Origin of the sequence: Aeromonas sp. Lyrl_2, from assembly GCF_051948815.1 — a bacterium.
GTDB lineage: Bacteria > Pseudomonadota > Gammaproteobacteria > Enterobacterales > Aeromonadaceae > Aeromonas > Aeromonas veronii.
In genome coordinates this window covers 91,650-116,034 of the sequence record NZ_JAYJLJ010000004.1, presented here as the reverse complement: position 1 = coordinate 116,034, position 24,385 = coordinate 91,650, and the positions used below count along the sequence as shown (strand labels likewise).

The following is a 24,385-nucleotide window of genomic DNA, read 5'->3' as shown; positions in this document are numbered from 1 at the left end:
TGTGACGACGCGATCTGCTTGCGAGAACATTGTTGAGTACTTAACGGGGGGCCAAGAGAAACTGCCGTTCAGCAAAAAAAGATTTAATTTTCACGACGCTGTGGTCGTTCTTCATTGGGGTCAACCCAAACGCTGCCTGTGGCAGCATCTATTTCGAGGAAACGAAAATGAGTCTGTCAATCCACACCAACTTTGCCGCCATGGTCACCCAGAATCAGCTGGCTTCAACCAACAAGCTGGCCAGCACTGCCATGCAGCGTCTGGGTACCGGTATGCGCATCAACTCTGCCGCTGACGATGCTGCTGGTCTGCAAATCGCCACCCGTCTGCAATCCCAGTCCAACAGCCAGAAGACCGGTATGCGCAACGCCCAGGATGCTATCTCCATGATGCAGACCGCCGAAGGTGCCATGGACGAAATGACCAATATCGTTCAGCGCATGAAGGATCTGGCTACCCAGGCCGCCAACGGTACCAGCAGCGATAAAGATATCGCCGCCATGAACGCCGAATTTGGCGAGCTGACCAAAGAGCTGAAAAATATCGCCGGCAATACCACCTTCGGTGGTGAAAACCTGCTGGATAGCACCAATGGCAAATTTGCCAAGGGTAAGGTGACTTTCCAGATTGGCGGCACTGATAAAGAAACACTTACCGTAGATATTGGTGAAACCCTGAAGAAGGTTGTCGGTGGTGCTGCTAAGAGCGCAGCAGATGTTGCGGCTTTTGCTGCAGTGACTTCTCCTGAAACTGACTTGGCAGATGCTCAGACTGCGCTGAAGACCAAGCAGGATGAATATTCACCGCTGAAGGAAGCAGAAGATAAGGCCAAGCGAGTGTACGATGCCGATACGACCAATGGCACTAACAAGACAGATTGGGAAGGTAAAAAATCAACAGCCGACGCTAAAAATGCCGAAGTAGTAACTGCCCAAATCGCGGTTGAAGACAAGCAGAAAGCGTTGAATGCGGTCTCTGCTGCTGCCATGACCGCTGGATCCGGTTTGGACTCTGGCACCCTGAAATATGGTCTGCAGAGCCAGGAACACGCTCAAAAAGCTATCGGTGAGCTGGAATCGTTTATGCAGGATATCACCAGCGTACGTTCCGCTTTCGGTGCCAATATCAACCGTCTGGAGCACACCGTTAACAACCTCTCCAACATGAAAGAGAACACCGATATCGCCAAGGGCCGTATCATGGATGCCGATTTCGCCACCGAAAGCACCAACATGACCAAGAACCAGATGCTGATGCAAGCTGGCATGTCTGTGCTGGGTCAGGCAAACCAGATGACTGGTATGGTCACCGGTCTGCTGCGTTAATCGCTATAAGGGCCGCCACCTGTGTGGCGGCCTCTTTTCTTCCCCTTGCCGGTTGAAAAGTGCTGGCGAAACAGCCTTTTTCAACAAGCAAGTCTTGCCCTGATACCGAAGGAGTTGATATATGCAGGTCGATCCCGCTTCAGCCGCGATGCAAATGGTGACCAATGAGCGCAAGAATATGGACAAGCTGCTCAAGGGGCAGCTTGCCACGGTCAAGGCGCAGCAGAGTTCGCTGTCATCCATCAACTCCAAGCTCTCCAGCTTTCAGACTCTGCTGAAAGATCTGAATAAGCCGGCGACGTTGCAGGCCCAGAAAGCCAGCCTCTCGCAAGAGGGGGTCATGACGGTCACCAGCAATGGCAAGGCGACCCCGGGGCAATATAACTTTCAGGTCAATCAACTGGCACAGGCCCATCAGTTCGGGGTGCAACTGACGGATGAAAAGGCGCCATTGCCAACCTCCGGTAAAGTGTCGTTCACCCTTGATGGCAAGGCGTTTGCTATCGACTTGGCGACCTTGCCAGCGGGGGCGACAGCCCAGAGTCTGGTCTCTGCCATCAATGATTCGGCGGATAACCCTGGGGTCAAGGCCAGCCTGATCCGCACTGATGGCAAGGTTAATCTGGTGCTGACCAGTAAAGAGAGCGGGGCTGCCAAGGTGTTTACCCCCACCTATGATGGCGACCCGGCTTCCGCATTCGGCAAGGCTTTTATCGATGGCAAGGTGATCACCCCGGGTCAGGACTCCATCATCAAGATGGGGGTTGGCGACGGTGCGCTGGAGATCAAGTCGCCGACCAACAAGATTGAAAACGTGGTTGAAGGGCTGACGCTGGATCTCACCAAGGTGCAAAAGCCAACCGATGGCCCGATGCAGGTGACGGTGGCTTATGACAATGAAGCCGTCACCGGTTCATTGAAGAAATTTGTTGATAGCTACAACGAGTTGCTGGATTTGCTGAACAAAGAGACATCCACCGATATTAAGGCAAAAGGCGTACTGGCTTCTGATGCCACGGTGCGAGGTTTGAAAGGTGCGCTGGCCAACGCGGTTCGCAATCTGCCTGCAGGCATGACCCTGACTCAGCTTGGTATCAAAACCGAGAAGTCGGGCAAGCTGGTGTTTAGTGACTCTGATTTCAAAAAATCGCTCGAGAAGGACCCTGAACTGCTGGGCAAGGCGCTGATGGGGGATGACGGTTTGCTCAAGCGGATGAGCAAGGTGCTCGACCCTTTCTCCAAGAGCAACGGGGTGATGGCCACTCGCAAGAGCACATTGGAAGCCAATCAAAAGCGACTTGATGATAAAATGGAGTCGCTGAATAAACGGATGGAATCTGTTTACAAGCGTTACCTCAATCAATTCACCACCATGAACCAGATGATGCAGACCATGGGAGCACTCTAAGCTTTTTCCCTGGATGAACTGGTTTTGAACCTGCAATAGCGAGTGACCCATGTTTGAATCTGAAGATGGCTATGATGCCTATCGATTTGCCGCCACAGAAGCCAAGGCCGCGAGTGCCGATCCATATCAGCTGGTGCTGATGTTGATGGATGGCTTGCTTGATGAGATAGCCAGAGCAGAAGGGCATATCTTGGCGAAACAGTTTGAGCGAAAAGGGTTGGCCATCAACAAGTGTCTGCAGATCCTGGGTGGGTTGGACAGTGCGCTTGATATGAATAAGGGGGGTGAACTGGCGGTCAATCTGCATCGTCTTTATGACTACTGCGGTCAAAAATTGTTCGAAATCAGCGTTTCCAACAATGTTGAGGGGTTCGCCGAAGTGCGCAAAATCCTGCAAGAGCTGAAAGAGGGTTGGGAAGCAATGGCGCGTCATCCTCGTTAATACGGAAGTAGTACTTCCTTCCTCTCTGTTCTTCCTCACCCCCAACATATTGAAATTTCTTGGTTCTCGGCCTGGCCCACTCCTTGCTTGTGGGCTGGTTCATCTTCTTTTTGGGGCTCGTCATGCCAGGTATTGCTCCCGTGTTACGTGAGACCGAACTGCAGACTCGCCAGCGTCAGTTATTGGGGTTGGGTACGCTCTTGCTGCAACAAGCGCAAGCTGGCCAGTGGGATGCAGTCAGGCTAACCGATGGACGTTTCGCACAATTTGTCTCTCAAGTTAGCCGGAATCCCCAACTCTGGGCTGCGTTGCAACCAGCAAGAGATAAAGCCCGAATTTTGTATCGACAGGCATTGCAACTCTGCGAGCAGGAAACCCTGGTTCGTAAACAGGAGTGGCAGCAGCTTTCTTCGATTCGTGAAGGCTTGACCGCCTACGGTGAGACAGAGCAATGGGATTGATTCAATTTAGCGGTTTTGACGCTGCGTATTCGCCTGATGTCACGGCCTTGAACCGTTTGTCCGGCCAAGCCGGCAGTGAAGGTGAGCTGTATCAACCGCTGGATGAGGCGGTTGACCCTCTGCTTGCATTGCCCTTGCCCGAGCTGGCTGCCAGCGATGTTGCGGTAGAGGAAAAAGAGAGAGAACAGCCGGGGGCGGAAGGCGACCCGGCTGAACAGCTGCCGGCGTTTACCAATATGCCTCCTCTCTTTGTCAGAGTAAGTGATGCCGATCTTGATGGTTTTCGTGTGAGCCGTACTTTTTCCCGAGCTGAAGGTAGCACCGGTGGCCAGCAGGTGGTGGTGGATAACAAATTGCCACCCTCTCTTCGTACCTTGATGGGGAGTGCGACCGCGCTGCCCGAGCAAGAGGTGATGCCGCGTCGTGAAACGGTCTCTGCCGCTGCAGAACAGGCGCTCTCTACGTTGCTTGTCAAATCGAATGGGCAAACCGGTGTATTGCCCGGCCGCTTCACCTTGCCGGTTATGGCTGCCGGTTTGGATATGGGAAGTGTGCCTGACACCGCTGCGGTAGAAAACAGGTTGCCAGATGCTCGCCAGCTGGCAGTCGGTCAACTCGCTGCTGTACCGCCGCGTCCTGCCGACTATCAGTGGGCTCCTGTCCGGTTGTCAGACAACCAGAGCCAGTGGGGACAGCAGCTGGTTAACCTGCTTCAGGACAAGGTTGAACTGCAGGTCAATCAACAGGTGAAACAGGCTCATATCCGGCTGGACCCGCCAGAGCTGGGGCGACTGGAGTTGACCGTCAAGCTCGATGGTGACCGGCTCAATGTCCAGTTGAACGTGACCAATCCGGCTGTGCGCGATGCGATGATCCAGTCGATGGAGCGCTTGCGCATGAGCTTGGCTCCCCATCATGCCGGTGGGGTCGAGGTCAATGTGGGGCAGGGTGGCGAACAGGGACAGCAGGAGCGGTGGCAACAGGAGAAGATCCTGGCTGGCCGCCGCCAGTGGCAGGATGATCCGGATTCCCAATGGGATACGGTGCACGACTGGCTCAATACACTGGTCTGATTTTTAACCCGTAATAACGAGAGTGGTTTTACATTATGCGGCGTGTCATGAAGTGGTTGATGATATTCGTCATGGCTCTGTGTCTGTTGGCCATACTGGCCTATGGCGCATGGCTTAAGCGCGATGTGGTCGAAGTCTGGCTCGGATTGGCAGAGCCAAAGCCCGAGCTGAGCAGCACTCCGCTGTTCAAGCCGATGGAGCGCTTTGTTATCAGTCTGGAAGGGGGTGAGCAGTCTCATTATCTGGTGCTGGAGCTGGCACTGGTGACCTACAACCCGGCGCAGGTTGCCAAGCTGGATGAACTGACGCCACTGATCCGCAATGCCATGGTGCAGTATTTCAGCCACCGCTCCCATGATGACGTAAAAGTCGAGCTGCAGAATATTTCCAAGTTGCAAGTCTCTCTGCGCGACAAGCTGGTCACTACGGTACAGGGATATGGCTATAAGCCCTATCTTGATGAAGTGCTGATCACCAAGGTACTGGTACAGTAGCCACGATATGACAGATTCCGTTTGGGATGCTCAACAAGAGTTTGCCGATACTCCGCAACTTCCTCGCACGGGAGAGCCCGCCATTCTTGCTCGCTATCTGCCCTTGGTGAAGCGAGCTGCCAGCCATCTGCGCAGCCAGGTCAGTGCCTGTTTTGATCAGGAGGACATGGAACAGGTGGGAATGATGGGATTGCTGGAGGCGTGGCGCCGTTATGGCAGCGAGCCAGATGCCCAGTTTGAAAGTTATGCTTTCAAACGGATCCGTGGTGCCATGCTCGATGAGTTGCGCCGTCTGGACTGGCGACCCCGTCAGCTGCGACAGCAGGTGCATGGCCATAATCAGGTGCAGCGTGAACTGCACAATTGTTTGGGCCGACCCCCCTCAGAACAAGAACTTGCTACTGCGCTCGACTGTTCGGTGGATGAGGTGCGTCAGTTGTCCTACGCCAGCCAGGCTGAAGCACTGCAGAGCCTAGAAGAGTGGCTGGAGAATGGCGGCAAGGCGCCAACAACCGAGTCTGATGATGTCGATATGGCGATGACCATCAGCAAGGTGTTGGCCACTCTGGATAAACGCGAGCAGTTATTGCTTTCCCTCTATTACCAGCAAGAGCTCAACATGAAAGAGATCGCGCTGGTGCTGGGATTAACCGAATCCCGGGTTTGTCAGTTGCACAAACAATGCGTACTTCAGCTAAAGCAGCGATTGGTCGACTCCATATAGTAGTGCTTCACCTTTACTGGTGACCCTTCTTGTATCGTGCGGGAACATTCATGCAAAAACAGATTGGCATCGGCGTCATATTGGTGTGCGTGCTGGGTGGCTTCATGATGGCCGGGGGGAACCTCGCCGCCTTGTGGCAGCCAGCCGAACTCATCATCATTATCGGCGCAGCGGTAGGCTCCATGTTTCTTGGCAACTCGAAAGAGGTGATGCATGAAATGTGGCGGCAGATAAAAATGTGCTTCAAAGCCAACAAAGAAGAGAAAGAGGTCTATCGTGAGCTGTTGACTCTGATGCATCAACTGCTTGAAGAGACACGCAATAAGGGGATGAAGGCGCTCGACGAGCATATTGAAAATCCCCAGCAGAGCTCGGTTTTCTTGATGTATCCCCAGATTTCGGAAGATCCCCAACTGCTTGGTTTCATTATCGATAACCTGCGTCTGCTCGGAATGGGCAAGATCACACCCCATGAACTGGATACCGTGCTGGAGCAGGAGATTATGGCTATTGAAGAAGACATGCTCAAGCCTGCTCATGCCTTGCACAAAACCGGCGAGGCCTGCCCGGGCTTCGGCATTCTTGCTGCGGTGATGGGGATCATCATCACCATGCAGCAACTGGACGGCCCACTGAGCAATATCGGTGTCCATGTGGCGGCCGCTCTGGTGGGCACCTTTATCGGTATTTTCCTCTGCTACTGCTTGCTGGAGCCAATTAGCAATGCCATGGAAGAGATGGTCAAGCGCCGTATCGGTTTGTTGATGTGCATCAAGTCGATCCTGATTGCCCAGTTGCGTGGCAAGACACCGCTGCTTGCCGTCGATTCGGGTCGCAAGATCCTGGAGCCTGAAGTCAAACCAAGCTTCCTTGAGCTGGAAGATTGGGTGACCAACAGGGCGATGTAATGCGCAATCACGAACAGATTATCGTCAAGCGCCAGCAGCGTCGTAACAGCGGTCCCAAAGGGGGAGGCGCCTGGAAGGTGGCATTTGCCGACTTCACGTTGGCCATGATGGCGTTCTTCATGGTGCTTTGGATCCTCGCTGTGTCAAATCAGGAGGAGCGGGAAGTCGTTGCCAGCCGCCTGCGGGACTACAGCATCATGGACAGTGAGGCCAACCCGTTTGATATTCGCAACAGCCCCTATCCTGTCGATCTCGGTGGCAACCCCTCTGTGATGGATGAGCTTAACCCCAAGTTCGATCAGCAGGGTCAGCTGATGCCAAAGCATATGGATCGTAATCAGAGCATTTTTTCTGATGGTCCGGGCGGCGGGTATGAAAAGCTGTTGATAGGTAAGCTTGAGGGTGAGGCTCAGATGAAGCAGCTGGCCAGCTTTATCGACCATCTTGCTGAGCAGATGCAGGCGAAGAATAACCTCGAGATTCAAATTGTTCCCCAAGGATTGCGGATCCTGATCCGTGATGACGCGGATCGGGAAATGTATAGCCGCGGCAGTGCCCGTATCAGCCCTTTCTTTCGCCATATGTTGATGGCGCTGGCACCCATATTCCAGCGTATCGAGAATCGGGTCATGATTTCTGGCCATACCGACAGCACACCGTTTGCCGGTGACAATTACAGCAACTGGGAGCTGTCGTCAGACCGCGCCATGATGGCAAGACGGGTGTTGCTGGTGGGTGGCATGCCACCTGAACGGGTCGGGCAGGTTGTCGCGATGGCCGATACCATGCTGGAAGATACCCGGAATCCGCAAAGCAGCCGTAATCGGCGCATTGAATTGCTGGTCATGACAACTCAGGCAGAAACGAATCTGGAGCAACTTTTCAGCTCCCAAACGCAAGCGGCAGCTAGTCATGCCAAGGAGATGATTTCCCATGGACGACCCTGAGATCGAGTTTCCGCTGCATACCTCGCAAAATGATCCACGCAGAAAGGTACCGCGCTGGTATCTGCACGATGGAACTACGCCTTTTGAGTCACAGAGTTGCGGGATTGCGGCCAGATTGCTGATTTCCGGATTGCTGTTTGATAAGAGCATCGGCCGCGCAGTGATCAAAGATATTGGCCCGGGCGGGGTCGGTTTCCTTGCTCCGGCTCGATTTGAATTACCCGAAACGGTGACGCTCTCCCTGTTGCCGCGAATTGCGCTGGATTGCAACATCACTCATCGTCGCGCTATTGGTCGGCAGCTCTGCTTTTATGGTGCTCGCTGGTCATATCCGGAAGAGGTTGATTTGGCTCCTGTACTGAGCCATTGGCGCCACTGTTTCATGGTGCCGCAATCAGCGGCCGCTTCTGCTGAATCCCAAGAGGATCAGGCAAGCGTTCCAGTCTGATCTCGCCTCGACTCATATCAAGCCCCCTGGCAGCTTTCAGCAACAGGGGATCATGCAGACTGTCCAGTGAGACCGCTTTGACAATGGCGGTCGCCCCTTTCTTCCGGTTGGCGGTGGGGGCTTTGCCCTTGCTATAGACGATAGGGCAATGGGTTATCCCTTGCGCGACAGGGAGTTGCCAGGCCGGATTCCAGCGGCTGGCTTCATTCATTGATACGCCTTTTGCCTGAGCCCACGCGGGCAGTGAGCAGCCGTTCGGATGACGGAATATTTGCAAGTCATTGCCGCTGTGCCATGGCGGAAGTTGAAACTGATAGCTGTCAGCCATATCAAGCAGTCTTGCCAGCGCAACAAAGCGCGCGACATAAACGCGTGTTTCAGTCGGAAGTTCCAGTTCCCATATATTACGTGTCCCCGCTTTTAAAACCGCATTGAGTACCCGCCCTTCTCCTGCGTTGTAGGCGGCCATAGCAAGCAGCCAGTCATTGCCAAAGAAGCGATAAAGCCATGCCAGATAGGAAAGGGCAGCCTCTGTCGCCAATGGCAGTGAATAGCGCCCATCAAATTCGCTGGTGATGGGAATGGCAAATCGGGTGGCGGTATCTGGCATCAGCTGCCAAGGGCCTGCGGCGCCAGCAGAAGAGACCACATCCAATCGGTAACTGCTTTCCAGTAAAGGAACAAAGGCAAGCAAGGGCGGCAGTTTGCGTTCGTGAACCTGTCCCGCGATCCAGCGAATAACGGGCTGTGTCTCCGCAAGACGTTGTTGGAGATAAGGGCGCTGCTTCAGTAGGAATTGTTGCTGCTGGCTGACCAAGTCGACCCCTTTTCCCTGGATCGGGATTGGGAAACCAGCTTGCCAGTGATAATTGTGATAAGCATGGCAAGATGTTGATATCATTAACATCCCACTCATTAGCAAAAAAACGAGCCGGGTCATGGGGCAATTGTTGAGCAAGGATCGCGCAATAATAAAAACATGATATATCTCAACAGTTTTTTGAATTTAAGGTCGTCTGATCATGTGTAATCCAGGACGTAGCAAGCATGATAACACGAGTAAAAAAGAGCCCAAATTCGGGTAAAGCGATTCAGAAGTTTTTGCTGTATCTGATACTCGCCAATTTCATTCTGATGGGCTTATACATTGGTTACGCTCAAGAGCTGACATTTGCCACCAATATTCTGCTGACATCCCTGCTGATTATTTACAATCTGTTGCTTTGTCAGTTGGTGTCTCTGCGTGCTCGCCGTTCGAAAGATGGTTACATCATCTATCCAGTGATATGTGTCAGTATTTTGCTCTGTGCAGTGGTATTGTTCCGTTTCATCATATCGCCCAGATAGTGACCGCTCACCGACTTGCTGCTTATTAATCACTTTCTGTTTTTTCAGCAATAACTCTTGGAAAATCAACCTACTCAATCCGCAGCATGCAATTGCTGCGTCAATATGTTCCCTCTGTCCCATCTCCTTGCTTGAAAAGCCCCCTGCACGTCCTTAAACTTCAAGGTGGGGAAAAGTGGATCAAAGTGGTTTTTAGAGGGGCAATCTGCCTGCTCACTCACCTTCAGGGACTGCAATTTGTTGCGTGGCGCTCATGCCATCAGCCTGGACAGTAAAGGGCGGCTGGCAATTCCGACCAAATTCCGTGATTGGCTGCGCGATGAAAGCGACGGCCAGCTGGTCTGCACCATCGATATTGCCCATCCCTGTCTGCTGCTTTATCCCCTGAATGAATGGGAAGAGGTCGAGCGCAAGCTCAAGACTCTCTCCAGCATGAATCCGCAAGAGCGCCGTTTGCAGCGACTGCTGCTGGGACATGCAACTGAATGCGAGCTGGATGGCAATGGCCGTCTGCTGCTCAGTCAGCCACTGCGCAACCATGCGGGGCTGGACAAGAAAATCATGCTGGTGGGCCAGCTCAACAAGTTTGAGCTGTGGGATGAAGCCCGCTGGCAACAACAGGTCAATGACGACATCTTGGGTCTGCCCGGGGACGATTGGGCAAGCTCACCACGACTACAGGATTTCTCTTTATAAATGACCCAAGCCGCTGAACACATCACAGTGCTGCTGCACGAAGCCGTTGAAGGTCTGGCCATCAAGCCGGACGGTGTCTACGTCGACGGTACTTTTGGCCGTGGTGGTCATTCTCGTCTGATCCTGCAGCACCTTGGCCCCAATGGCCGCCTGATCGCCATCGACCGCGATCCCCAAGCGATTGCCGAGGCCGCCAAGATCCAGGATCCCCGTTTCGAAATCGTGCACGGCCCCTTCTCCGGCATCGCCTCCTATCTCGATGAGCGCGGTTTGCTGGGCAAGGTGGATGGCTTCCTGCTGGATCTGGGGGTCTCTTCACCCCAGCTGGATGATGCCGAGCGCGGCTTCAGCTTTATGAAAGATGGTCCGCTCGATATGCGGATGGACCCCACCTCCGGTCAGAGCGCCGCCGAGTGGCTGGCCAAGGCCGATGTGGATGACATCGCCTGGGTGCTGAAGACCTTCGGTGAGGAGCGTTTTGCCAAGAAGATCGCCCGTGCCATCGTGCACGACCGAGTGACCGAGCCTTATGTGCGCACTCGCCAACTGGCGGAGATGATTGCCCGGGTCAATCCGAGCAAGGAGAAGGGTAAGCATGCGGCAACCCGCAGTTTCCAGGCCATTCGCATCTATATCAACAGCGAGCTGGACGAGATCGAAACCGCGCTCAACGGTGCACTGGAAGTGTTGGCACCACATGGCCGTCTGTCGGTGATCAGCTTCCATTCGCTGGAAGACCGCTTGGTGAAGCATTTCATCCGCAAGCACGAGAAGGGGCCGGAAGTGCCTTACGGCATTCCGTTGACCGAGGCCCAGCTGGCTGGCGGTCGCAAATTGAAGTCGGTCGGCAAGGCGCTCAAGCCTTCTGATCATGAAGTATCTGAAAACAGCCGGTCACGGAGCTCGGTGCTGCGGGTTGCCGAACGGCTGGCGGAGTAAGCGATGAGCGAAGTGCGTGTTCATCTTGCCAAGGAGATCGTTGCCGATCTCTGGCGGCACAAGCTGCAGATTTTTCTGTCGGTCGCCGTGCTGGTGACCGCGTTTGCCGTGATCCTGGTGACCAACATGACCCGCGGTCTGACGGCCAAGCAGAACGATCTGATGGCAGAAGAGGATCGCCTCAATATCGAATGGCGCCACCTGCTGCTGGAGCAGGGCACCCTGGCTGAACACTCCCGGGTGGCGAGTCTGGCGATGGACAAGTTGCAGATGGGTCGTCCGCTGGTGACCACCGAGAAGGTAATTACCCAACCATGAAACGCAAGGCTACAGCCAAAGCTGCCAAAGCGAATGTCAAAGCGCCATCTATCTATCCATGGCGCTTTCGCACGCTTGCGGTGTTTATCGGCATCGCGTTTGTGGGTCTGATCCTGCGTCTTGCCTGGATCCAGGTGATCAATCCGGATCGTCTGCGTCAGGAAGGGGACATGCGCTCCCTGCGTACCACCTCTACCCAGGCGGTGCGCGGCATGATCACCGATCGCAACGGCGAGCAGCTGGCGGTTTCTGTGCCGGTCGAAGCTGTCTGGGCCGATCCCAAGACAGTGCATGAATCCGGTGCCATCAATAACGAGCGAGCCTGGCTGGCACTTTCTGCCGTGCTCAAGCTCGACATCAATACCCTCAAACACCGCATCGCCAACCCCAGCAAGCGCTTCGTCTATCTGCAGCGTCAGGTTACTCCTGCGGTGGCGGAATATATCAAGGGGCTCAAGCTGGGTGGCGTCTACCTGCGCCCCGAAGCGCGCCGCTTCTATCCGACTGGCGAAATCAGTGCCCATCTGGTGGGGGTGACCAACATCGATGGCAGCGGTATTGAAGGGATTGAGCGCAGCTACAACGAGTGGCTGACGGCGACACCCGGCGAAATGCGGGTGCGCAAGGATCGTCAGGGGCGCGTCATCGAGCGGCTTGGCATCGTCAAAGAGGGCAAGAACGCCAACGATCTGCAGCTCAGTATCGATCAGCGGGTGCAGGCTCTGGCCTACCGAGCCCTCAAGCGGGCAACCGACGAGAACAAGGCGACCTCCGGCTCCATGGTGATGCTGGATATCAAGACCGGTGAAGTGCTCGCCATGGTCAACACCCCCTCCTATAACCCGAACAACCGAGGCCAGTATCAGAGCTTCCGGGTACGCAACCGGGTGGTGACTGATACCTACGAGCCAGGTTCGACCGTCAAGCCATTGATTTTGCTCAGTGCCTTGCAGGCAGGTGTCACCAGCTGGAAGGATTTCATTCCCGGTGGTCCGCTCTTTATCGGTGCCAAGCAGATCAAGGACGTCAGTATCCACAAGGCGACCAACCTCTACGATATCCTGCGTTACTCCTCCAACATCGGTATGTCGCGCATCGCGTTGCGGATGCCGGCGCAGGAGATGATCAACACCCTCAGCATGTTCGGTTTCGGCATGGATACTGGCAGCGGGCTGATGGGCGAGAGCAGCGGCATGCTGCCCCAGCGTCGCCGCTGGTCCGATATCGAGCGGGCAACCCTCTCGTTCGGTTATGGTCTGCGGGTCACCCCGCTGCAGCTGGCTTCCGCCTACGCCACCCTGGCCAACAAGGGCAAGCGGGTGCCGCTCTCCATCGTCAAGGTGACTACGCCGCCCAAGGGTGAGCAGGTTATCGATCACAACAACGCCGCTGCCATGTTGCAGGCGCTGGAGTATGTGGTCGACAACGCCATTCCAAAAGCCAAGATCCCGGGCTATCGGGTTGGCGGCAAGAGTGGTACCGCCAAGGTCGCCGTCGCCGGTGGCTATGGCAAGGATTACATGGCCTGGTTTGCCGGTTTCGCACCCGCCAGTGATCCCCGTTTCGTCATGGTGGTGGTGATCAACGAGCCAAAAGGCAGCGCCTATTATGGCGGCGCCGTGGCTACCCCACCGTTTGCAGAGGCCATGGGCGGGGTGCTGCAGCTCTTCAATATTCGTCCCGATGCGGTGCCGCCAGCGGTGCCCACCAAACTTGCCCGTACGGAGGCTTCTCTTGTCCCGCGCACTTGATGCATTACTGCGCCCCTTCGGTATCCTGGCGCCGGCGCTCACCCTGACCGATATCCAGCTGGATAGTCGGCGGGTTGGCCCCGGCTCGCTCTTCGTGGCCATTCGTGGTCATCAGGTGGATGGCAGACGGTTTATCGAACAGGCGGTGGCTCAGGGAGCGACCGCTGTTGTGTTTGAGGAGGATGGTGAATTTATCCCACCATCAACTCCGGTTCCCTGTATCGGGATGCGGGATCTGCCCGCTCACCTCTCTGCTCTTGCGGGCTATTTCTACGATCAGCCAGCCCAAAAATTGGATCTGGTCGGGATCACCGGCACCAATGGCAAGAGCACTACGGCACTGCTGGTCGCCAACTGGCGCACCCTGCTGGGTGGTAAAGCGGGTGTGATGGGCACCATCGGCAACGGCCTGTTCGGCAACCTGATCGAAGCGGAAAACACCACCGGCAGCGCCGTGCAGGTGCAAGCCAATCTGGCTGCGCTGCAAGAACAGGGCGCGGATCTGGTGGCGATGGAGGTCTCCAGCCACGGTCTGGTACAGCACCGTGTGGCAGCTTTGCCCTTTGCCGCTGCCGTTTTCACCAATCTGAGCCGGGATCACCTCGACTACCACGGCACCATGGAAGCCTATGGCGCGGCCAAAGAGCAGCTGTTGCAGCTGGTCGATGAGTCGAATGCAGTGATCAACCGCGATGACGAGCTGGGTGCCAAGTGGCTCGAAAAGTATCCAGCAGCGGTGGCGTTCAGCGTTAATGGCCCGATTGAACACCATTCTGGCCGTCAATTAACGGCGCAGCAGCTCGATTTTCACCAGCAAGGTTTTCGCGCGCAGATTAACTCCAGCTGGGGGAATGGTGTATTATCCGCCCCCTTGCTCGGGCGCTTCAACGTCAGCAATGTGCTGGCCGCGATGGGCGTGATGCTGGTGCTTGGTTATGACTTCAACGAGCTGCTGGCAACTGCCCCGAAATTGCAACCAGTGACCGGTCGCATGGAGTGTTTCGGCGGTGGCGATACGCCGCTGGCGGTGGTCGATTACGCCCACACCCCGGATGCACTGGAGAAGGCATTGCAGGCCCTGCGGGTGCACTGCACAGGCCAGCTCTGGTGTCTGGTCGGTTGTGGTGGCGACCGCGATCGCGGCAAGCGCCCCATGATGGCAGCCATGGCTGAACAGTATGCGGATCGCGTGATCCTGACCGACGACAATCCCCGTACCGAGGAGCCGGCCCGGATCATGGCCGACATGGTGGCGGGTCTTCGCGATCCTGCTGCGGTGCAGGTGGAGCATGACCGGGTCAAGGCGATTGCGCTGGCCATCGGTCAGGCGAGCAAACAGGACATCATCCTGGTGGCCGGTAAGGGTCACGAGGATTATCAGATCATTGGAACCGACAAGCGGCACTACAGCGACCGGGAAACCGTCGCGGCCGCCTTGCACACATTATTGGAGTCATTCAAATGATGACCCTCAGGCTTGCCGAGCTGGCTCAGGTACTCGATGCCCGTCTGATTGGTGACGACGGCGAGATCACCGTCGTCAGTACCGACACTCGCACTCTGGGCGCGGGTGCCCTGTTCGTTGCTCTGCGCGGCGAGCGCTTCGATGCCCACGATTTTTGCGAACAGGCCGTTCAGGCAGGGGCCTCTGCCCTGCTGGTCGAGCGTGAGCTGCCGCTGGCCATCCCCCAGCTGGTGGTAGCCGACAGCCTGAAAGGACTGGGCCGACTCGGCAAACTGGTGCGCGAGCGTATCAACCCGAAAGTGCTGGCCATTACCGGCAGCTGCGGCAAGACCACGGTGAAGGAGATGGCAACCGCCATCCTGCGCAACGAAGGGGAAGTGCTGGCCACCGCTGGCAACTTCAACAACGAGGTGGGCGTGCCGCTCACCCTGCTGCGCCTCGAACCGCAACACAAGTTTGCGGTGATGGAGCTGGGTGCCAACCATCCGGGCGAAATCGCCTGGACTACTTCACTGGCCAAACCCGATGCCGCCATCATCAACAACGTGGCGGCGGCCCATCTGGAGGGCTTCGGCTCGCTGGAAGGTGTGTTCCACGCCAAGAGCGAAATCTTTGAGGGGCTGAGCCAAGGTGGCACCGCCATCGTCAATGCCAACAACGAATTCTGGCCGAAGTGGCGGGAACGCGGCATTCAGTGCGCCTTCTCCATCGACGATCAGAGCCAGCCGTTCCATGCTCGCGATGTAGTTCTCAACACTCAGGGTTGTGCCGAGTTCGTGATGGTGACTCCGCAGGGTGAGCTGAGCCTGACTCTGGCGATCCCGGGTCGCCACAACGTGGCCAATGCGTTGGCTGCCGCCGCGGGCTGTCTGGCCCTCGGCGCATCCCTCGACTCCGTCAAGGCTGGGCTGGAACAGATGGCGCCGGTCAAGGGGCGCTTCTGCGTCCAGCGCTGGGGTGGTCTGACCGTGGTGGATGATACCTACAATGCCAGCGTGGAATCCGTGCTGGCGGGCATCGATGCCCTGACCGCCATGGGCGGCTTCAAGGTGCTGGTGTTCGGTGATATGCGGGAACTGGGTGAGGAGTCTGCCGAGCAACACGCCCGGGTTGGCCGTCATGCCCGCGAGCGCGGTCTGGATGCCGTGCTGACAGTGGGGGAAGAGAGTCGCCACACCGCAGATGCCGCGGCTGGCCGACATTTCGATAACAAGGCGTCGTTGTTTGAAGTGCTTGCGCAAATGATAAATACACATCAGGAAATTTCGATTCTGGTCAAGGGGGCCCGTGGCTCCCGCATGGAAGATATCGTCGAGATGGTCAAAGGCCATCAGGAGTCAGCCACATGCTAGTCTGGCTGGCCGAACTGCTCACCCCGCACTTCACCTTCTTCAACGTCTTCTCCTACCTGACGTTTCGCGCCATCCTGTCGATCATCACCGGACTGGGGGTTGCCCTCTGGATGGGGCCGCGGCTGATCCGCCGTCTGCAGATCCTGAAGTTTGGTCAGGTGATCCGCAACGACGGTCCCGAGTCCCACCTCAGCAAGCGGGGCACCCCGACTATGGGTGGCCTGATGATCATTGCTGCGATTTTCACGTCTGTGCTGCTCTGGTGCCGCCTCGACAACCCTTATGTCTGGCTGGTGCTGTTTGTGCTGGGTGCCTACGGCGCCATCGGCTTTGCCGACGACTACCTCAAGGTGGTGCGCAAGAATACCGACGGCCTGATTGCACGCTGGAAGTATTTCTGGCAATCCGCGGTAGCGCTGGCGGTGGCGGTGTTCCTCTATGCGACTGCAACCCATGAGGGGCAGACCCAGCTGGTGGTGCCTTTCCTCAAGGATGTGATGCCGCAGCTTGGCCTGATGTTTATCGTGCTGACCTACTTTGTCATCGTCGGTACCTCCAATGCGGTCAACCTGACCGATGGTCTCGACGGCCTGGCCATCATGCCGACCGTGATGGTGGCGGGGGGCTTTGCCCTGATCGCCTGGGCTACCGGTAACGTCAACTTTGCCAACTACCTGCACATTCCCTACGTGCCCTATACCTCCGAGCTGGTGATCGTCTGTACCGCCATTGTCGGGGCGGGTCTGGGTTTCCTCTGGTTCAACACCTATCCGGCGCAGGTCTTCATGGGAGACGTCGGTTCCCTGGCGCTGGGCGGCGCGCTTGGCACCATCGCCGTGCTGGTCCGTCAGGAGTTCCTGCTGGTGATCATGGGCGGCGTCTTCGTGATGGAGACCGTCTCGGTGATCCTGCAGGTGGGTTCATACAAGCTGCGCGGCGTGCGGATCTTCCGCATGGCGCCGATCCATCACCACTACGAGAAGAAGGGCTGGCCGGAGCCGCGCGTCATCGTGCGCTTCTGGATCATCACCCTCGTGCTGGTGCTGCTGGGTCTTGCCACCCTGAAGGTGAGGTAAGGCCATGGTCATCATCATCGGATTGGGCAAAACCGGGCTTTCCTGTGTCGATTACTTCCTCGGCCGTGGCGTGACGCCACTGGTGATGGATACCCGTGCCAACCCGCCCGGCAAGGATCAACTGCCGCCTGAGGTAGAGCTCATTCACGGGCTCGACGAGGCGCTGCTCAAGCAGGCGCACATGATTGTCGCGAGCCCGGGTATCGCGCTGGCGACCCCCGAACTGAAAGCGGCTGCCGAGTGTGGCGTGCAGATCGTCGGTGATATCGAGCTGTTTGTGCGCGAGACCCAGACCCCGGTCATCGCCATCACCGGCTCGAACGGCAAGAGCACCGTCACTACCCTGGTGGGCGAGATGATTGCCGAAGCCGGTCTCAATGTCGGTGTGGGCGGCAATATCGGCACGCCTGCGCTGGAGCTGCTCAAGCAGCCGATGGATCTCTGCGTGCTGGAGCTCTCCAGCTTCCAGCTGGAAACTACTCATAGTTTGCGTGCTGCCGCCTCCGTGGTGCTGAACCTCTCAGAAGATCACATGGATCGCTATCAGGGCATGGCCGACTATCGCGCCGCCAAGATGGAGATCCATCAGCACTCCAAACACATTCTGGTCAATCGTGACGATGCCCAGACCCTGCCCGATGTGGGTCAGGTGTGGCAGAGCTTTGGTCTCGACTGCAATGGTTATGGCCGTTGCCTGCTGGATGGCCGCTACTGGCTGACCCTGCACGGTGAACCACTGCTGGCGGTAGACGAGATGAAGATCGTCGGTGCCCACAATCAGGCCAACGCCCTTGCGGCCATGGCGCTGTGCGATGCGGTCGGTATTCCCCGCGCTGCGCAACTCACCGTGCTGCGTCGTTTCGAGGGCTTGCCCCATCGTGCCCGCTTCGTACGCGAGGTGAACGGGGTGCGCTGGATCAACGACTCCAAGGCCACCAACGTGGGAGCCACGCTGGCTGCCGTTGCCGGTGTGCGCGAGTCGGTCAAGGGGCGCCTGCTGCTGCTGGCAGGTGGTCAGGGTAAGGGGCAGGATTTTGGCCCGATCCAGGCGCTGTTGGGCAACCAGATCGATCACATGTACTGCTTCGGTCAGGATGCCGAGGTGCTGCTGGCTCTGGGCGAGCAGACCGAACGGGTGGCCGACTTGGCCGCTGCGGTTGCCAAAGCGGCGGCCGATGCCAAGCCCGGTGACTGGGTGCTGCTGGCGCCAGCCTGTGCCAGCCTCGATCAGTTCAAGTCGTTCGAGGTGCGCGGCGATCGCTTCACCGAGATGGTGCTGGCACTATGAACGCCCTTCGCGCAGCAGCAGGTCTGTTCCAGCGCTGGTTGTTACCGGCGCGTCCTGCCGGTCTCTACGATCGGCAGCTGGTACTGCTGGCGCTCTCCCTGATGGCGGTCGGGGTGGTCATCGTGGCCTCGGCGTCGATTCCCGAGGGGATTGCGCTGGGGGATGACCCCTTCATGTTTGTGAAGCGTCACGCCCTGTTTCTGGTGATGGCGCTCGGTATCTCCTGGTTTGTGTTGCAGGTGCCGATGGCGCGCTGGCAACAGCACAACGGCCCCATGTTGCTGCTGGCGATCTTGATGCTGGTGCTGGTGCTGCTGGTGGGGCGGAACGTCAACGGTGCGGTACGCTGGTTGCCGCTCGGCCCCTTCAACCTGCAGCCTGCCGAGTTTGGCAAGCTGGCGCTGTTTGTCTATCTGGCCGGTTATCTGGTGCGGCGCCAGAGCGAAGTGCGTGAAGCCTGGATCGGCTTCCTGAAACCGCTGGCTGTATTCGGGGTGCTGGCAGTCTTGCTGCTGTTGCAGCCTGACCTGGGTTCCACCGTGGTGATGTTCGTTACCTCGTTCGGCATGCTGTTTCTGGCCGGTGCCCGACTGGGACAGTTTTTGACCCTGATCGGCGCAGGCCTCGGCTCTGTGGTGATGCTGATCATCGTCGAGCCCTACCGGATGCGGCGGGTGACCTCCTTTATGGATCCCTGGGCCGATCCGTTCGGCAGTGGCTACCAGTTGACCCAGTCGCTGATGGCGTTTGGTCGTGGCAGCTGGTTTGGCGAAGGGCTTGGCAACTCTATCCAGAAGATGGAGTACCTGCCGGAAGCGCACACCGACTTCGTGTTTGCGATCCTCGGTGAAGAGCTGGGTTACGTCGGGGTGCTGGGCGCCCTGTTCCTGATTTTTGCGCTGGCGGTCAAGGCGCTCAAGCTGGGGCATCGAGCGCTGCTGGCCGAGCGGCTCTATGACGGTTATCTGGCGATCGGCATCGGCATCTGGTTCAGCTTCCAGACCTTCGTCAACGTCGGCGCGGCCAGCGGCATGATGCCGACCAAGGGCTTGACCCTGCCGCTGGTCAGTTACGGTGGTTCCAGTCTCATCATCATGTCGGTGGCGGTGAGCATGTTGATTCGAATCGATTTTGAGTTGCGTCAGGCGACAGCCCAGGCGCGCGTGCGGGAGGTTTAGTGAGCAAGACTCTGTTGGTGATGGCAGGTGGTACCGGTGGGCATGTGTTCCCCGGTCTGGCCGTGGCCGATCGCCTGAAGGCCCAGGGCTGGACTGTCCACTGGCTCGGCACTGCCGACCGGATGGAGGCGGAGCTGGTGCCCGCCCACGGTTATCCCATCTCCTTCATCGATATTCAGGGGGTGCGTGGCAACGGCATCAAGCGACTGCTGGTGGCGCCCTATCGCATCGTCAAATCGATCCTGCAGGCGCGTCAGGTACTCAAGACCGTTCGCCCTGATGTGGTGCTCGGCATGGGCGGTTTTGCCTCCGGCCCGGGTGGGGTGGCGGCCTGGTTCTCCGGCATCCCGCTGCTGCTCCATGAGCAAAATGCTGCTGCCGGCATGACCAACAAGTTGCTGGCCCGTATCGCCAGGCGGGTGTTGATGGCATTTCCGGGCGCCTTCGCGCCGAGCCGTCGCACCGCCGTGGTCGGTAATCCAGTGCGTCCCGAAGTGGTCGCCCTGCCGGATCCGCAACTGCGCAGCGGGGATGAGCCACTGCATCTGCTGATCGTCGGCGGCAGTCTAGGAGCGCGGGTGCTCAACGAGCAGGTACCTGCTGCGGTGGCAGCATCCGGCGTGCCCATTGAAGTGCGTCACCAGTGTGGCAAGGGCAATGCTGAGGCCGTCTCTGCTGCCTATGCCCAGCACGACATCAATGCCGAGGTGAGCGAATTTATCAAGGATATGGCCAGCGCCTACGCCTGGGCCGACCTGGTGGTCTGCCGTGCCGGTGCCCTGACTGTTTCCGAAGTGGCTGCCGCCGGTGTGGCTGCCATTTTCGTGCCGCTGCCCCATGCGGTGGATGATCACCAGACCCGTAACGCCTTGACTCTGGTCGACGGCGGTGCGGCCGAGTTCCTGCCCCAGTCCGAGCTGAATACCGCATCACTGGCGGCGCGTCTGACCTGGCTGGCTGGTCGCAGGGAGACCCTGTTTAACATGGCGAAAGCGGCTCGCCGCGTCGCCATCACCGATGCGGCCGAGCGGGTTGCAGATGAGTGCAAACAGCTCGCAACCGGGCAGCGTGGTAAAGATTGATGAGCAAGGTTGCAGCGGTGACACCGTGCAGCCTTGTACCTGTATGTATTGATGCCGCCGTGCAACTGCGTTTTGACGGCGCATGGCCTGCGGCAGACTAAAGAGACGATTATGACCAAGGTTGAACTGGCAAAACTACGTACTGTGATCCCCGAAATGCGCCGCGTGCGTCGCATCCACTTTATCGGCATCGGTGGTGCCGGTATGGGCGGGATTGCCGAAGTGCTTGCCAACGAAGGGTATCAGGTAACAGGTTCTGATCTGGCTCGCAACGCCGTGACCGAGCGGTTGGCCGGACTGGGCGCCCACATCTTTGTCGGCCACAGTGCCGAACACGTTGAGGGTGCCAGCGTGGTGGTGGTCTCTACCGCCATCAAGCAGGACAACCCGGAGCTGCTGGCCGCCCGCGAACTGCGGATCCCGGTCGTACGCCGCGCCGAGATGCTGGCCGAGCTGATGCGTTTCCGTCACGGTATCGCCATTGCCGGTACCCACGGCAAGACCACCACCACCAGTCTGGTGGCGAGCATCTATGCCGAAGCCGACCGCGACCCGACCTTCGTCATCGGTGGCCTGCTCAACAGTGCCGGTACCAATGCCCGACTGGGCAGCAGCCGCTACCTGATCGCTGAGGCGGACGAGAGCGACGCCTCTTTCCTGCATCTGCAGCCGATGGTCTCTATCGTGACCAACATCGAAGCGGATCACATGGATACCTACGGCGGTGATTTCTCCAAGCTGAAGGCCACCTTCATCGAGTTTCTGCACAACCTGCCCTTCTACGGACTGGCGGTGGTCTGCATCGATGATCCTGTGATCCGTGGCATGTTGCCCGAGATTGCCCGTCCGACCCTGACCTACGGTCTCTCCAACGATGCCGATGTACAGGTGCTGGATTTTGTCCAGACCACCAACCACAGCTGCTTCCGTGTTCGCCGCAAAGAGGCGGGTGAGCTGCAGGTGACCCTCAATTTGCCGGGTATTCACAACGCATTGAACGCCGCAGCGGCGATAGCTGTCGCGACAGAGGACGGGGTCAGCGACGAGGCCATCATCTCTGCACTGGCCAAATTTGAAGGGGTCGGTCGCCGCTTCCAGCAGTATGGCGAGTTTGAAACCGGTCGCGGCAAGGCGATGCTGGTGGACGATTACGGTCACCACCCGAGCGAAGTGAAGGTCACCATCAACGCCGCCCGTGCCGGTTGGCCCGAGAAGCGTCTGGTGATGGTGTTCCAGCCGCACCGTTATACCCGCACCCGCGACCTCTACGAGGACTTCGCCGATGTGCTCTCCAAGGTAGACGTGCTGGTGATGCTGGAGGTTTATGCTGCCGGTGAGGAGCCGATCCCGGGCGCTGATGGACGGGCACTGTGCCGCTCCATTCGCTCGCGTGGCAACCTGGAACCCATCTTCGTCGCCACACCGGATGACGTGCCAGCCGTACTGGCCGACCTGATCGGCGAGGGGGATTTGGTGCTGACTCAAGGCGCCGGGAACGTCGGGGCGCTGGCTCGTCGTCTCGGAGAGATGAAATTGAGCATAGATAGCATGAAATCTGGCGCCTGAGGGCCCAATGAGTATTTTGACCGCCAAGCCGGGGCCTATATAATGGCGAACCGGTCTGTCAAAGGCCGGTTTAGCGCGTTACACGGGGATCGATCGGGTGGAGGCAAGGGCACAGGGGCGCACCAAGGGTGGCTTCATCGCAGGGGTAGCATTTTTCCTGCTGGTGATATGGGGCTGCTACCGGACGGCGCTGGATGTTAAAGGTTGGCTGACAGATGCCAACCGGTTGCCCATGAGCGAGCTGTTGCTGCAGGGGCAACACCAGTATTTGCAAACCGAAGAGCTGCGGATGGCCGTGCTGGATGGCGCCGAGCTGCGCAACTTCTTCGAATTGGACGTCAACGAATTGCAGGCAAGGCTCAACGCCCTGCCATGGGTGGCCTCGGTCTCGGTACGAAAGAAGTGGCCGAACAAGATCAAGATCTACCTCACGGAACAAGATGTGGCGGCTCGCTGGAATGGCAACCGCTTCGTCAACACCAAGGGCAAGGTATTCAGTGCCCCAGATCGGGTCAAGACACCGCTGTTGCAGCTGTCAGGGCCGGATGACCAGGCCGCTCGGGTGTTGAAAGAAAGTCGGCAGTACGAGTCGCAACTGGCTGCCAAGGGATACAAGTTGCTGGGGGTGAATCTGACCCCCCGCCATGCCTGGGAACTGACCCTGGATGGCAATATCAAGCTGTTCCTGGGACGCAATGACATTGCGCTCCGGCTGCAGCGGTTTATCGATGCCTTCCCGGTTATCGAACCCCGTGCGCAAGTCGCCTACGTGGATCTTCGATACGACACCGGAATGGCAGTTGGCTGGAAGAAGAGCGAAGAGAAAGTGCATGACCAACACCGCAGATAGGAATTTGATTGTCGGACTGGATATCGGCACAACCAAGGTGGCGGTTCTGGTCGGGGAAGTATTGCCGGACGGTGAACTGAACGTCATCGGTATGGGCAGTCACGCTTCTCGCGGAATGGAGAAGGGCGGGGTCAATGACCTCGACTCCGTGGTCAAGTCACTGCGCCGCGCGGTGGAAGAGGCCGAGATGATGGCGGATTGCCAGATCAGCTCGGTTTACCTCGGTTTGTCCGGCAAGCATATTGATTGCCGCAACGAGACCGGTATGGTGCCCATCTCCGATGAAGAGGTGACCCAGGAGGATGTGGACAACGTGATCCACACCGCCAAGTCGGTTCGCCTCTCCGACGAGCTGCGGGTGCTGCATGTGCTGCCTCAGGAGTTTGCCATCGATTATCAGGAAGGGATCAAGAATCCGGTTGGCCTCTCCGGTGTGCGGATGGCAGCCAAGGTTCACCTGATCACCTGCCACAACGACATGGCCCGCAACATTGAGAAATGTGTGGAGAAGGTCGGTTTGCGCGTGGATCAACTGATCTTCTCCGCGCTGGCCTCCAGCTATGCGGTGTTGACCGAAGACGAGAAAGAGCTGGGTGTCTGCGTGGTGGACATCGGTGGCGGCACCATGGATATGTCGCTGTTTACCGGCGGTGCCCTGCGCCACACCAAGGTGATCCCGTATGCTGGCAGCACTGTGACCAGCGACATCGCCTACGCCTTCGGCACGCCGCCGCTCGACGCGGAAGCGATCAAGGTGCGCTACGGTTGCGCCCTCGGTCGTCTGGTCAGCAAGGAAGACAATATTGAAGTACCCAGTGTCGGCGGTCGCCCGGCGCGCAGCCTGCAACGGCAGACACTGGCTGAAGTGATTGAGCCCCGTTACACCGAGTTGCTCTCCATGGTGAATGATGAGCTGGTGCGGGTACAAAGCGAGTTGAAAGCGCAGGGGGTCAAGCATCAGCTGGCAGCCGGTGTGGTCTTGACCGGCGGCGCGGCCCAGATTGAAGGCATTGTGGAGTGTGCAGAGCAGATCTTCCAGAGCCAGGTCCGGGTGGGAGAGCCCATGAACATACGTGGTTTGAGTGATTACGTGCAGGCACCGGTGTACTCGACTGCGGTCGGGTTGCTGCAATATGGCCGCACCCATCAAGCCACAGGTAGCAACAAAGAATATGCCGCCAAGGCAAGCGTCGGTGGCCTGGTCAAACGGGTTAGCAACTGGCTGCGTGGCGAGTTCTAAGAATTTT

The 24,385-nt window shown here is 57.7% G+C and carries 24 protein-coding genes; 23 read left to right on the top strand and 1 reads right to left on the bottom strand.

Annotation, left to right across the window (positions count from 1 at the left end; genetic code table 11):
- The first annotated feature begins 167 nt into the window (after positions 1-167).
- The 10 genes from VF684_RS04780 (at position 168) to VF684_RS04735 (ending at position 8,230) form a co-directional block, all read left to right on the top strand.
- Positions 168-1,325, top strand: a complete 1,158-nt coding sequence (locus VF684_RS04780) for a flagellin N-terminal helical domain-containing protein (RefSeq protein WP_421335780.1) — start codon at positions 168-170, stop codon at positions 1,323-1,325.
- 121 nt (positions 1,326-1,446) lie between these two features.
- Positions 1,447-2,733 carry a lateral flagellar capping protein LafB gene (gene lafB / locus VF684_RS04775; RefSeq protein WP_440173841.1) on the top strand — a complete coding sequence of 429 codons (1,287 nt, stop codon included), beginning with the start codon at positions 1,447-1,449 and terminating at the stop codon, positions 2,731-2,733.
- Positions 2,734-2,782: 49 nt separating this feature from the next.
- Positions 2,783-3,175 (top strand): lateral flagellar export chaperone LafC, encoded by a 393-nt coding sequence (lafC, locus tag VF684_RS04770; RefSeq protein WP_005336195.1) that lies wholly within the window; start codon positions 2,783-2,785, stop codon positions 3,173-3,175.
- Positions 3,176-3,234: 59 nt separating this feature from the next.
- Positions 3,235-3,636: a LafX gene (locus VF684_RS04765; RefSeq protein ID WP_234879861.1), complete on the top strand. Its 402-nt coding sequence runs from the start codon at positions 3,235-3,237 to the stop codon at positions 3,634-3,636.
- A 47-nt stretch (positions 3,637-3,683) separates the two neighbouring features.
- Positions 3,684-4,709 (top strand): flagellar hook-length control protein FliK, encoded by a 1,026-nt coding sequence (locus tag VF684_RS04760; RefSeq protein WP_234879860.1) that lies wholly within the window; start codon positions 3,684-3,686, stop codon positions 4,707-4,709.
- Positions 4,710-4,780: 71 nt separating this feature from the next.
- Positions 4,781-5,203 carry a lateral flagellar basal body-associated protein LafF gene (lafF, locus tag VF684_RS04755; protein WP_269428984.1) on the top strand — a complete coding sequence of 141 codons (423 nt, stop codon included), beginning with the start codon at positions 4,781-4,783 and terminating at the stop codon, positions 5,201-5,203.
- Between the two features lie 7 nt (positions 5,204-5,210).
- Positions 5,211-5,927 carry a lateral flagellar system RNA polymerase sigma factor LafS gene (gene lafS / locus VF684_RS04750; RefSeq protein ID WP_106843499.1) on the top strand — a complete coding sequence of 239 codons (717 nt, stop codon included), beginning with the start codon at positions 5,211-5,213 and terminating at the stop codon, positions 5,925-5,927.
- Between the two features lie 50 nt (positions 5,928-5,977).
- Positions 5,978-6,835, top strand: a complete 858-nt coding sequence (gene lafT, locus VF684_RS04745) for a lateral flagellar motor stator protein LafT (protein WP_019444796.1) — start codon at positions 5,978-5,980, stop codon at positions 6,833-6,835.
- Positions 6,835-7,782, top strand: coding sequence for a lateral flagellar motor protein LafU (gene lafU / locus VF684_RS04740; protein WP_106843500.1), 948 nt, complete (start codon positions 6,835-6,837; stop codon positions 7,780-7,782). Before lafT ends, lafU begins: the two co-directional genes overlap by 1 nt.
- Positions 7,769-8,230 carry a hypothetical protein gene (locus VF684_RS04735; RefSeq protein ID WP_106843501.1) on the top strand — a complete coding sequence of 154 codons (462 nt, stop codon included), beginning with the start codon at positions 7,769-7,771 and terminating at the stop codon, positions 8,228-8,230. Before lafU ends, VF684_RS04735 begins: the two co-directional genes overlap by 14 nt.
- Here VF684_RS04735 and VF684_RS04730 read toward each other — a convergent pair.
- Positions 8,163-9,137, bottom strand: coding sequence for a lytic transglycosylase domain-containing protein (locus VF684_RS04730; RefSeq protein WP_234829626.1), 975 nt, complete (start codon positions 9,135-9,137; stop codon positions 8,163-8,165). The two genes, VF684_RS04735 and VF684_RS04730, sit on opposite strands and share 68 nt — an antisense overlap.
- 677 nt (positions 9,138-9,814) lie before the next feature.
- On the opposite strand from VF684_RS04730, the gene mraZ reads away from it, so the two are divergent.
- The 13 genes from mraZ to ftsA all read left to right on the top strand — a co-directional run bounded on the left by mraZ (position 9,815) and on the right by ftsA (position 24,378).
- The gene (gene mraZ, locus VF684_RS04725; protein WP_013723406.1) at positions 9,815-10,273 is read left to right on the top strand and encodes a division/cell wall cluster transcriptional repressor MraZ; all 459 of its coding nucleotides are present in this window, start codon (positions 9,815-9,817) and stop codon (positions 10,271-10,273) included.
- Complete coding sequence (gene rsmH / locus VF684_RS04720; protein WP_005336168.1) at positions 10,274-11,212, top strand: 16S rRNA (cytosine(1402)-N(4))-methyltransferase RsmH; 939 nt, start codon at positions 10,274-10,276, stop codon at positions 11,210-11,212. It begins immediately after the preceding gene.
- Between the two features lie 3 nt (positions 11,213-11,215).
- Positions 11,216-11,530, top strand: a complete 315-nt coding sequence (gene ftsL / locus VF684_RS04715; RefSeq protein WP_005336166.1) for a cell division protein FtsL — start codon at positions 11,216-11,218, stop codon at positions 11,528-11,530.
- The gene (locus VF684_RS04710) at positions 11,527-13,281 is read left to right on the top strand and encodes a peptidoglycan glycosyltransferase FtsI (protein ID WP_005336163.1); all 1,755 of its coding nucleotides are present in this window, start codon (positions 11,527-11,529) and stop codon (positions 13,279-13,281) included. Before ftsL ends, VF684_RS04710 begins: the two co-directional genes overlap by 4 nt.
- Entirely contained in the window at positions 13,214-14,746 is a 1,533-nt protein-coding gene (gene murE, locus VF684_RS04705; RefSeq protein ID WP_139440280.1) for a UDP-N-acetylmuramoyl-L-alanyl-D-glutamate--2,6-diaminopimelate ligase, read from the top strand. Before VF684_RS04710 ends, murE begins: the two co-directional genes overlap by 68 nt.
- Positions 14,743-16,098 (top strand): UDP-N-acetylmuramoyl-tripeptide--D-alanyl-D-alanine ligase, encoded by a 1,356-nt coding sequence (locus VF684_RS04700; RefSeq protein WP_139440278.1) that lies wholly within the window; start codon positions 14,743-14,745, stop codon positions 16,096-16,098. The genes murE and VF684_RS04700 overlap by 4 nt, the downstream gene beginning before the upstream one ends.
- Positions 16,092-17,174 (top strand): phospho-N-acetylmuramoyl-pentapeptide-transferase, encoded by a 1,083-nt coding sequence (gene mraY / locus VF684_RS04695; RefSeq protein ID WP_005355120.1) that lies wholly within the window; start codon positions 16,092-16,094, stop codon positions 17,172-17,174. Before VF684_RS04700 ends, mraY begins: the two co-directional genes overlap by 7 nt.
- Before the next feature lie 4 nt (positions 17,175-17,178).
- The gene (gene murD, locus VF684_RS04690; protein ID WP_005336156.1) at positions 17,179-18,462 is read left to right on the top strand and encodes a UDP-N-acetylmuramoyl-L-alanine--D-glutamate ligase; all 1,284 of its coding nucleotides are present in this window, start codon (positions 17,179-17,181) and stop codon (positions 18,460-18,462) included.
- Entirely contained in the window at positions 18,459-19,640 is a 1,182-nt protein-coding gene (gene ftsW, locus VF684_RS04685; protein WP_139440275.1) for a cell division protein FtsW, read from the top strand. Before murD ends, ftsW begins: the two co-directional genes overlap by 4 nt.
- Positions 19,640-20,722: an undecaprenyldiphospho-muramoylpentapeptide beta-N-acetylglucosaminyltransferase gene (murG, locus tag VF684_RS04680; RefSeq protein ID WP_139440273.1), complete on the top strand. Its 1,083-nt coding sequence runs from the start codon at positions 19,640-19,642 to the stop codon at positions 20,720-20,722. Before ftsW ends, murG begins: the two co-directional genes overlap by 1 nt.
- 111 nt (positions 20,723-20,833) lie before the next feature.
- Positions 20,834-22,288: a UDP-N-acetylmuramate--L-alanine ligase gene (gene murC / locus VF684_RS04675; RefSeq protein WP_139440271.1), complete on the top strand. Its 1,455-nt coding sequence runs from the start codon at positions 20,834-20,836 to the stop codon at positions 22,286-22,288.
- 97 nt (positions 22,289-22,385) lie between these two features.
- A complete protein-coding gene (locus VF684_RS04670) occupies positions 22,386-23,138 on the top strand; it encodes a cell division protein FtsQ/DivIB (protein WP_005336149.1) in 753 nt (250 codons plus the stop codon).
- Positions 23,119-24,378 (top strand): cell division protein FtsA, encoded by a 1,260-nt coding sequence (gene ftsA / locus VF684_RS04665; RefSeq protein ID WP_005336148.1) that lies wholly within the window; start codon positions 23,119-23,121, stop codon positions 24,376-24,378. The genes VF684_RS04670 and ftsA overlap by 20 nt, the downstream gene beginning before the upstream one ends.
- The last annotated feature ends 7 nt before the right edge of the window (positions 24,379-24,385 follow it).

Bases quoted from the DNA above. Each gene is read 5' to 3' on its own strand.
- VF684_RS04780 (WP_421335780.1), top strand. From the start codon at position 168: ATGAGTCTGTCAATCCACACCAACTTTGCCGCCATGGTCACCCAGAAT.
- lafB (WP_440173841.1), top strand. From the start codon at position 1,447: ATGCAGGTCGATCCCGCTTCAGCCGCGATGCAAATGGTGACCAATGAG.
- lafC (WP_005336195.1), top strand. From the start codon at position 2,783: ATGTTTGAATCTGAAGATGGCTATGATGCCTATCGATTTGCCGCCACA.
- lafF (WP_269428984.1), top strand. From the start codon at position 4,781: ATGGCTCTGTGTCTGTTGGCCATACTGGCCTATGGCGCATGGCTTAAG.
- lafS (WP_106843499.1), top strand. From the start codon at position 5,211: ATGACAGATTCCGTTTGGGATGCTCAACAAGAGTTTGCCGATACTCCG.
- lafT (WP_019444796.1), top strand. From the start codon at position 5,978: ATGCAAAAACAGATTGGCATCGGCGTCATATTGGTGTGCGTGCTGGGT.
- lafU (WP_106843500.1), top strand. From the start codon at position 6,835: ATGCGCAATCACGAACAGATTATCGTCAAGCGCCAGCAGCGTCGTAAC.
- VF684_RS04735 (WP_106843501.1), top strand. From the start codon at position 7,769: ATGGACGACCCTGAGATCGAGTTTCCGCTGCATACCTCGCAAAATGAT.
- VF684_RS04730 (WP_234829626.1), bottom strand. From the start codon at position 9,137: ATGTTAATGATATCAACATCTTGCCATGCTTATCACAATTATCACTGG.
- rsmH (WP_005336168.1), top strand. From the start codon at position 10,274: ATGACCCAAGCCGCTGAACACATCACAGTGCTGCTGCACGAAGCCGTT.
- ftsL (WP_005336166.1), top strand. From the start codon at position 11,216: ATGAGCGAAGTGCGTGTTCATCTTGCCAAGGAGATCGTTGCCGATCTC.
- VF684_RS04710 (WP_005336163.1), top strand. From the start codon at position 11,527: ATGAAACGCAAGGCTACAGCCAAAGCTGCCAAAGCGAATGTCAAAGCG.
- murE (WP_139440280.1), top strand. From the start codon at position 13,214: ATGCGGTGCCGCCAGCGGTGCCCACCAAACTTGCCCGTACGGAGGCTT.
- VF684_RS04700 (WP_139440278.1), top strand. From the start codon at position 14,743: ATGATGACCCTCAGGCTTGCCGAGCTGGCTCAGGTACTCGATGCCCGT.
- mraY (WP_005355120.1), top strand. From the start codon at position 16,092: ATGCTAGTCTGGCTGGCCGAACTGCTCACCCCGCACTTCACCTTCTTC.
- murD (WP_005336156.1), top strand. From the start codon at position 17,179: ATGGTCATCATCATCGGATTGGGCAAAACCGGGCTTTCCTGTGTCGAT.
- ftsW (WP_139440275.1), top strand. From the start codon at position 18,459: ATGAACGCCCTTCGCGCAGCAGCAGGTCTGTTCCAGCGCTGGTTGTTA.
- murC (WP_139440271.1), top strand. From the start codon at position 20,834: ATGACCAAGGTTGAACTGGCAAAACTACGTACTGTGATCCCCGAAATG.
- ftsA (WP_005336148.1), top strand. From the start codon at position 23,119: ATGACCAACACCGCAGATAGGAATTTGATTGTCGGACTGGATATCGGC.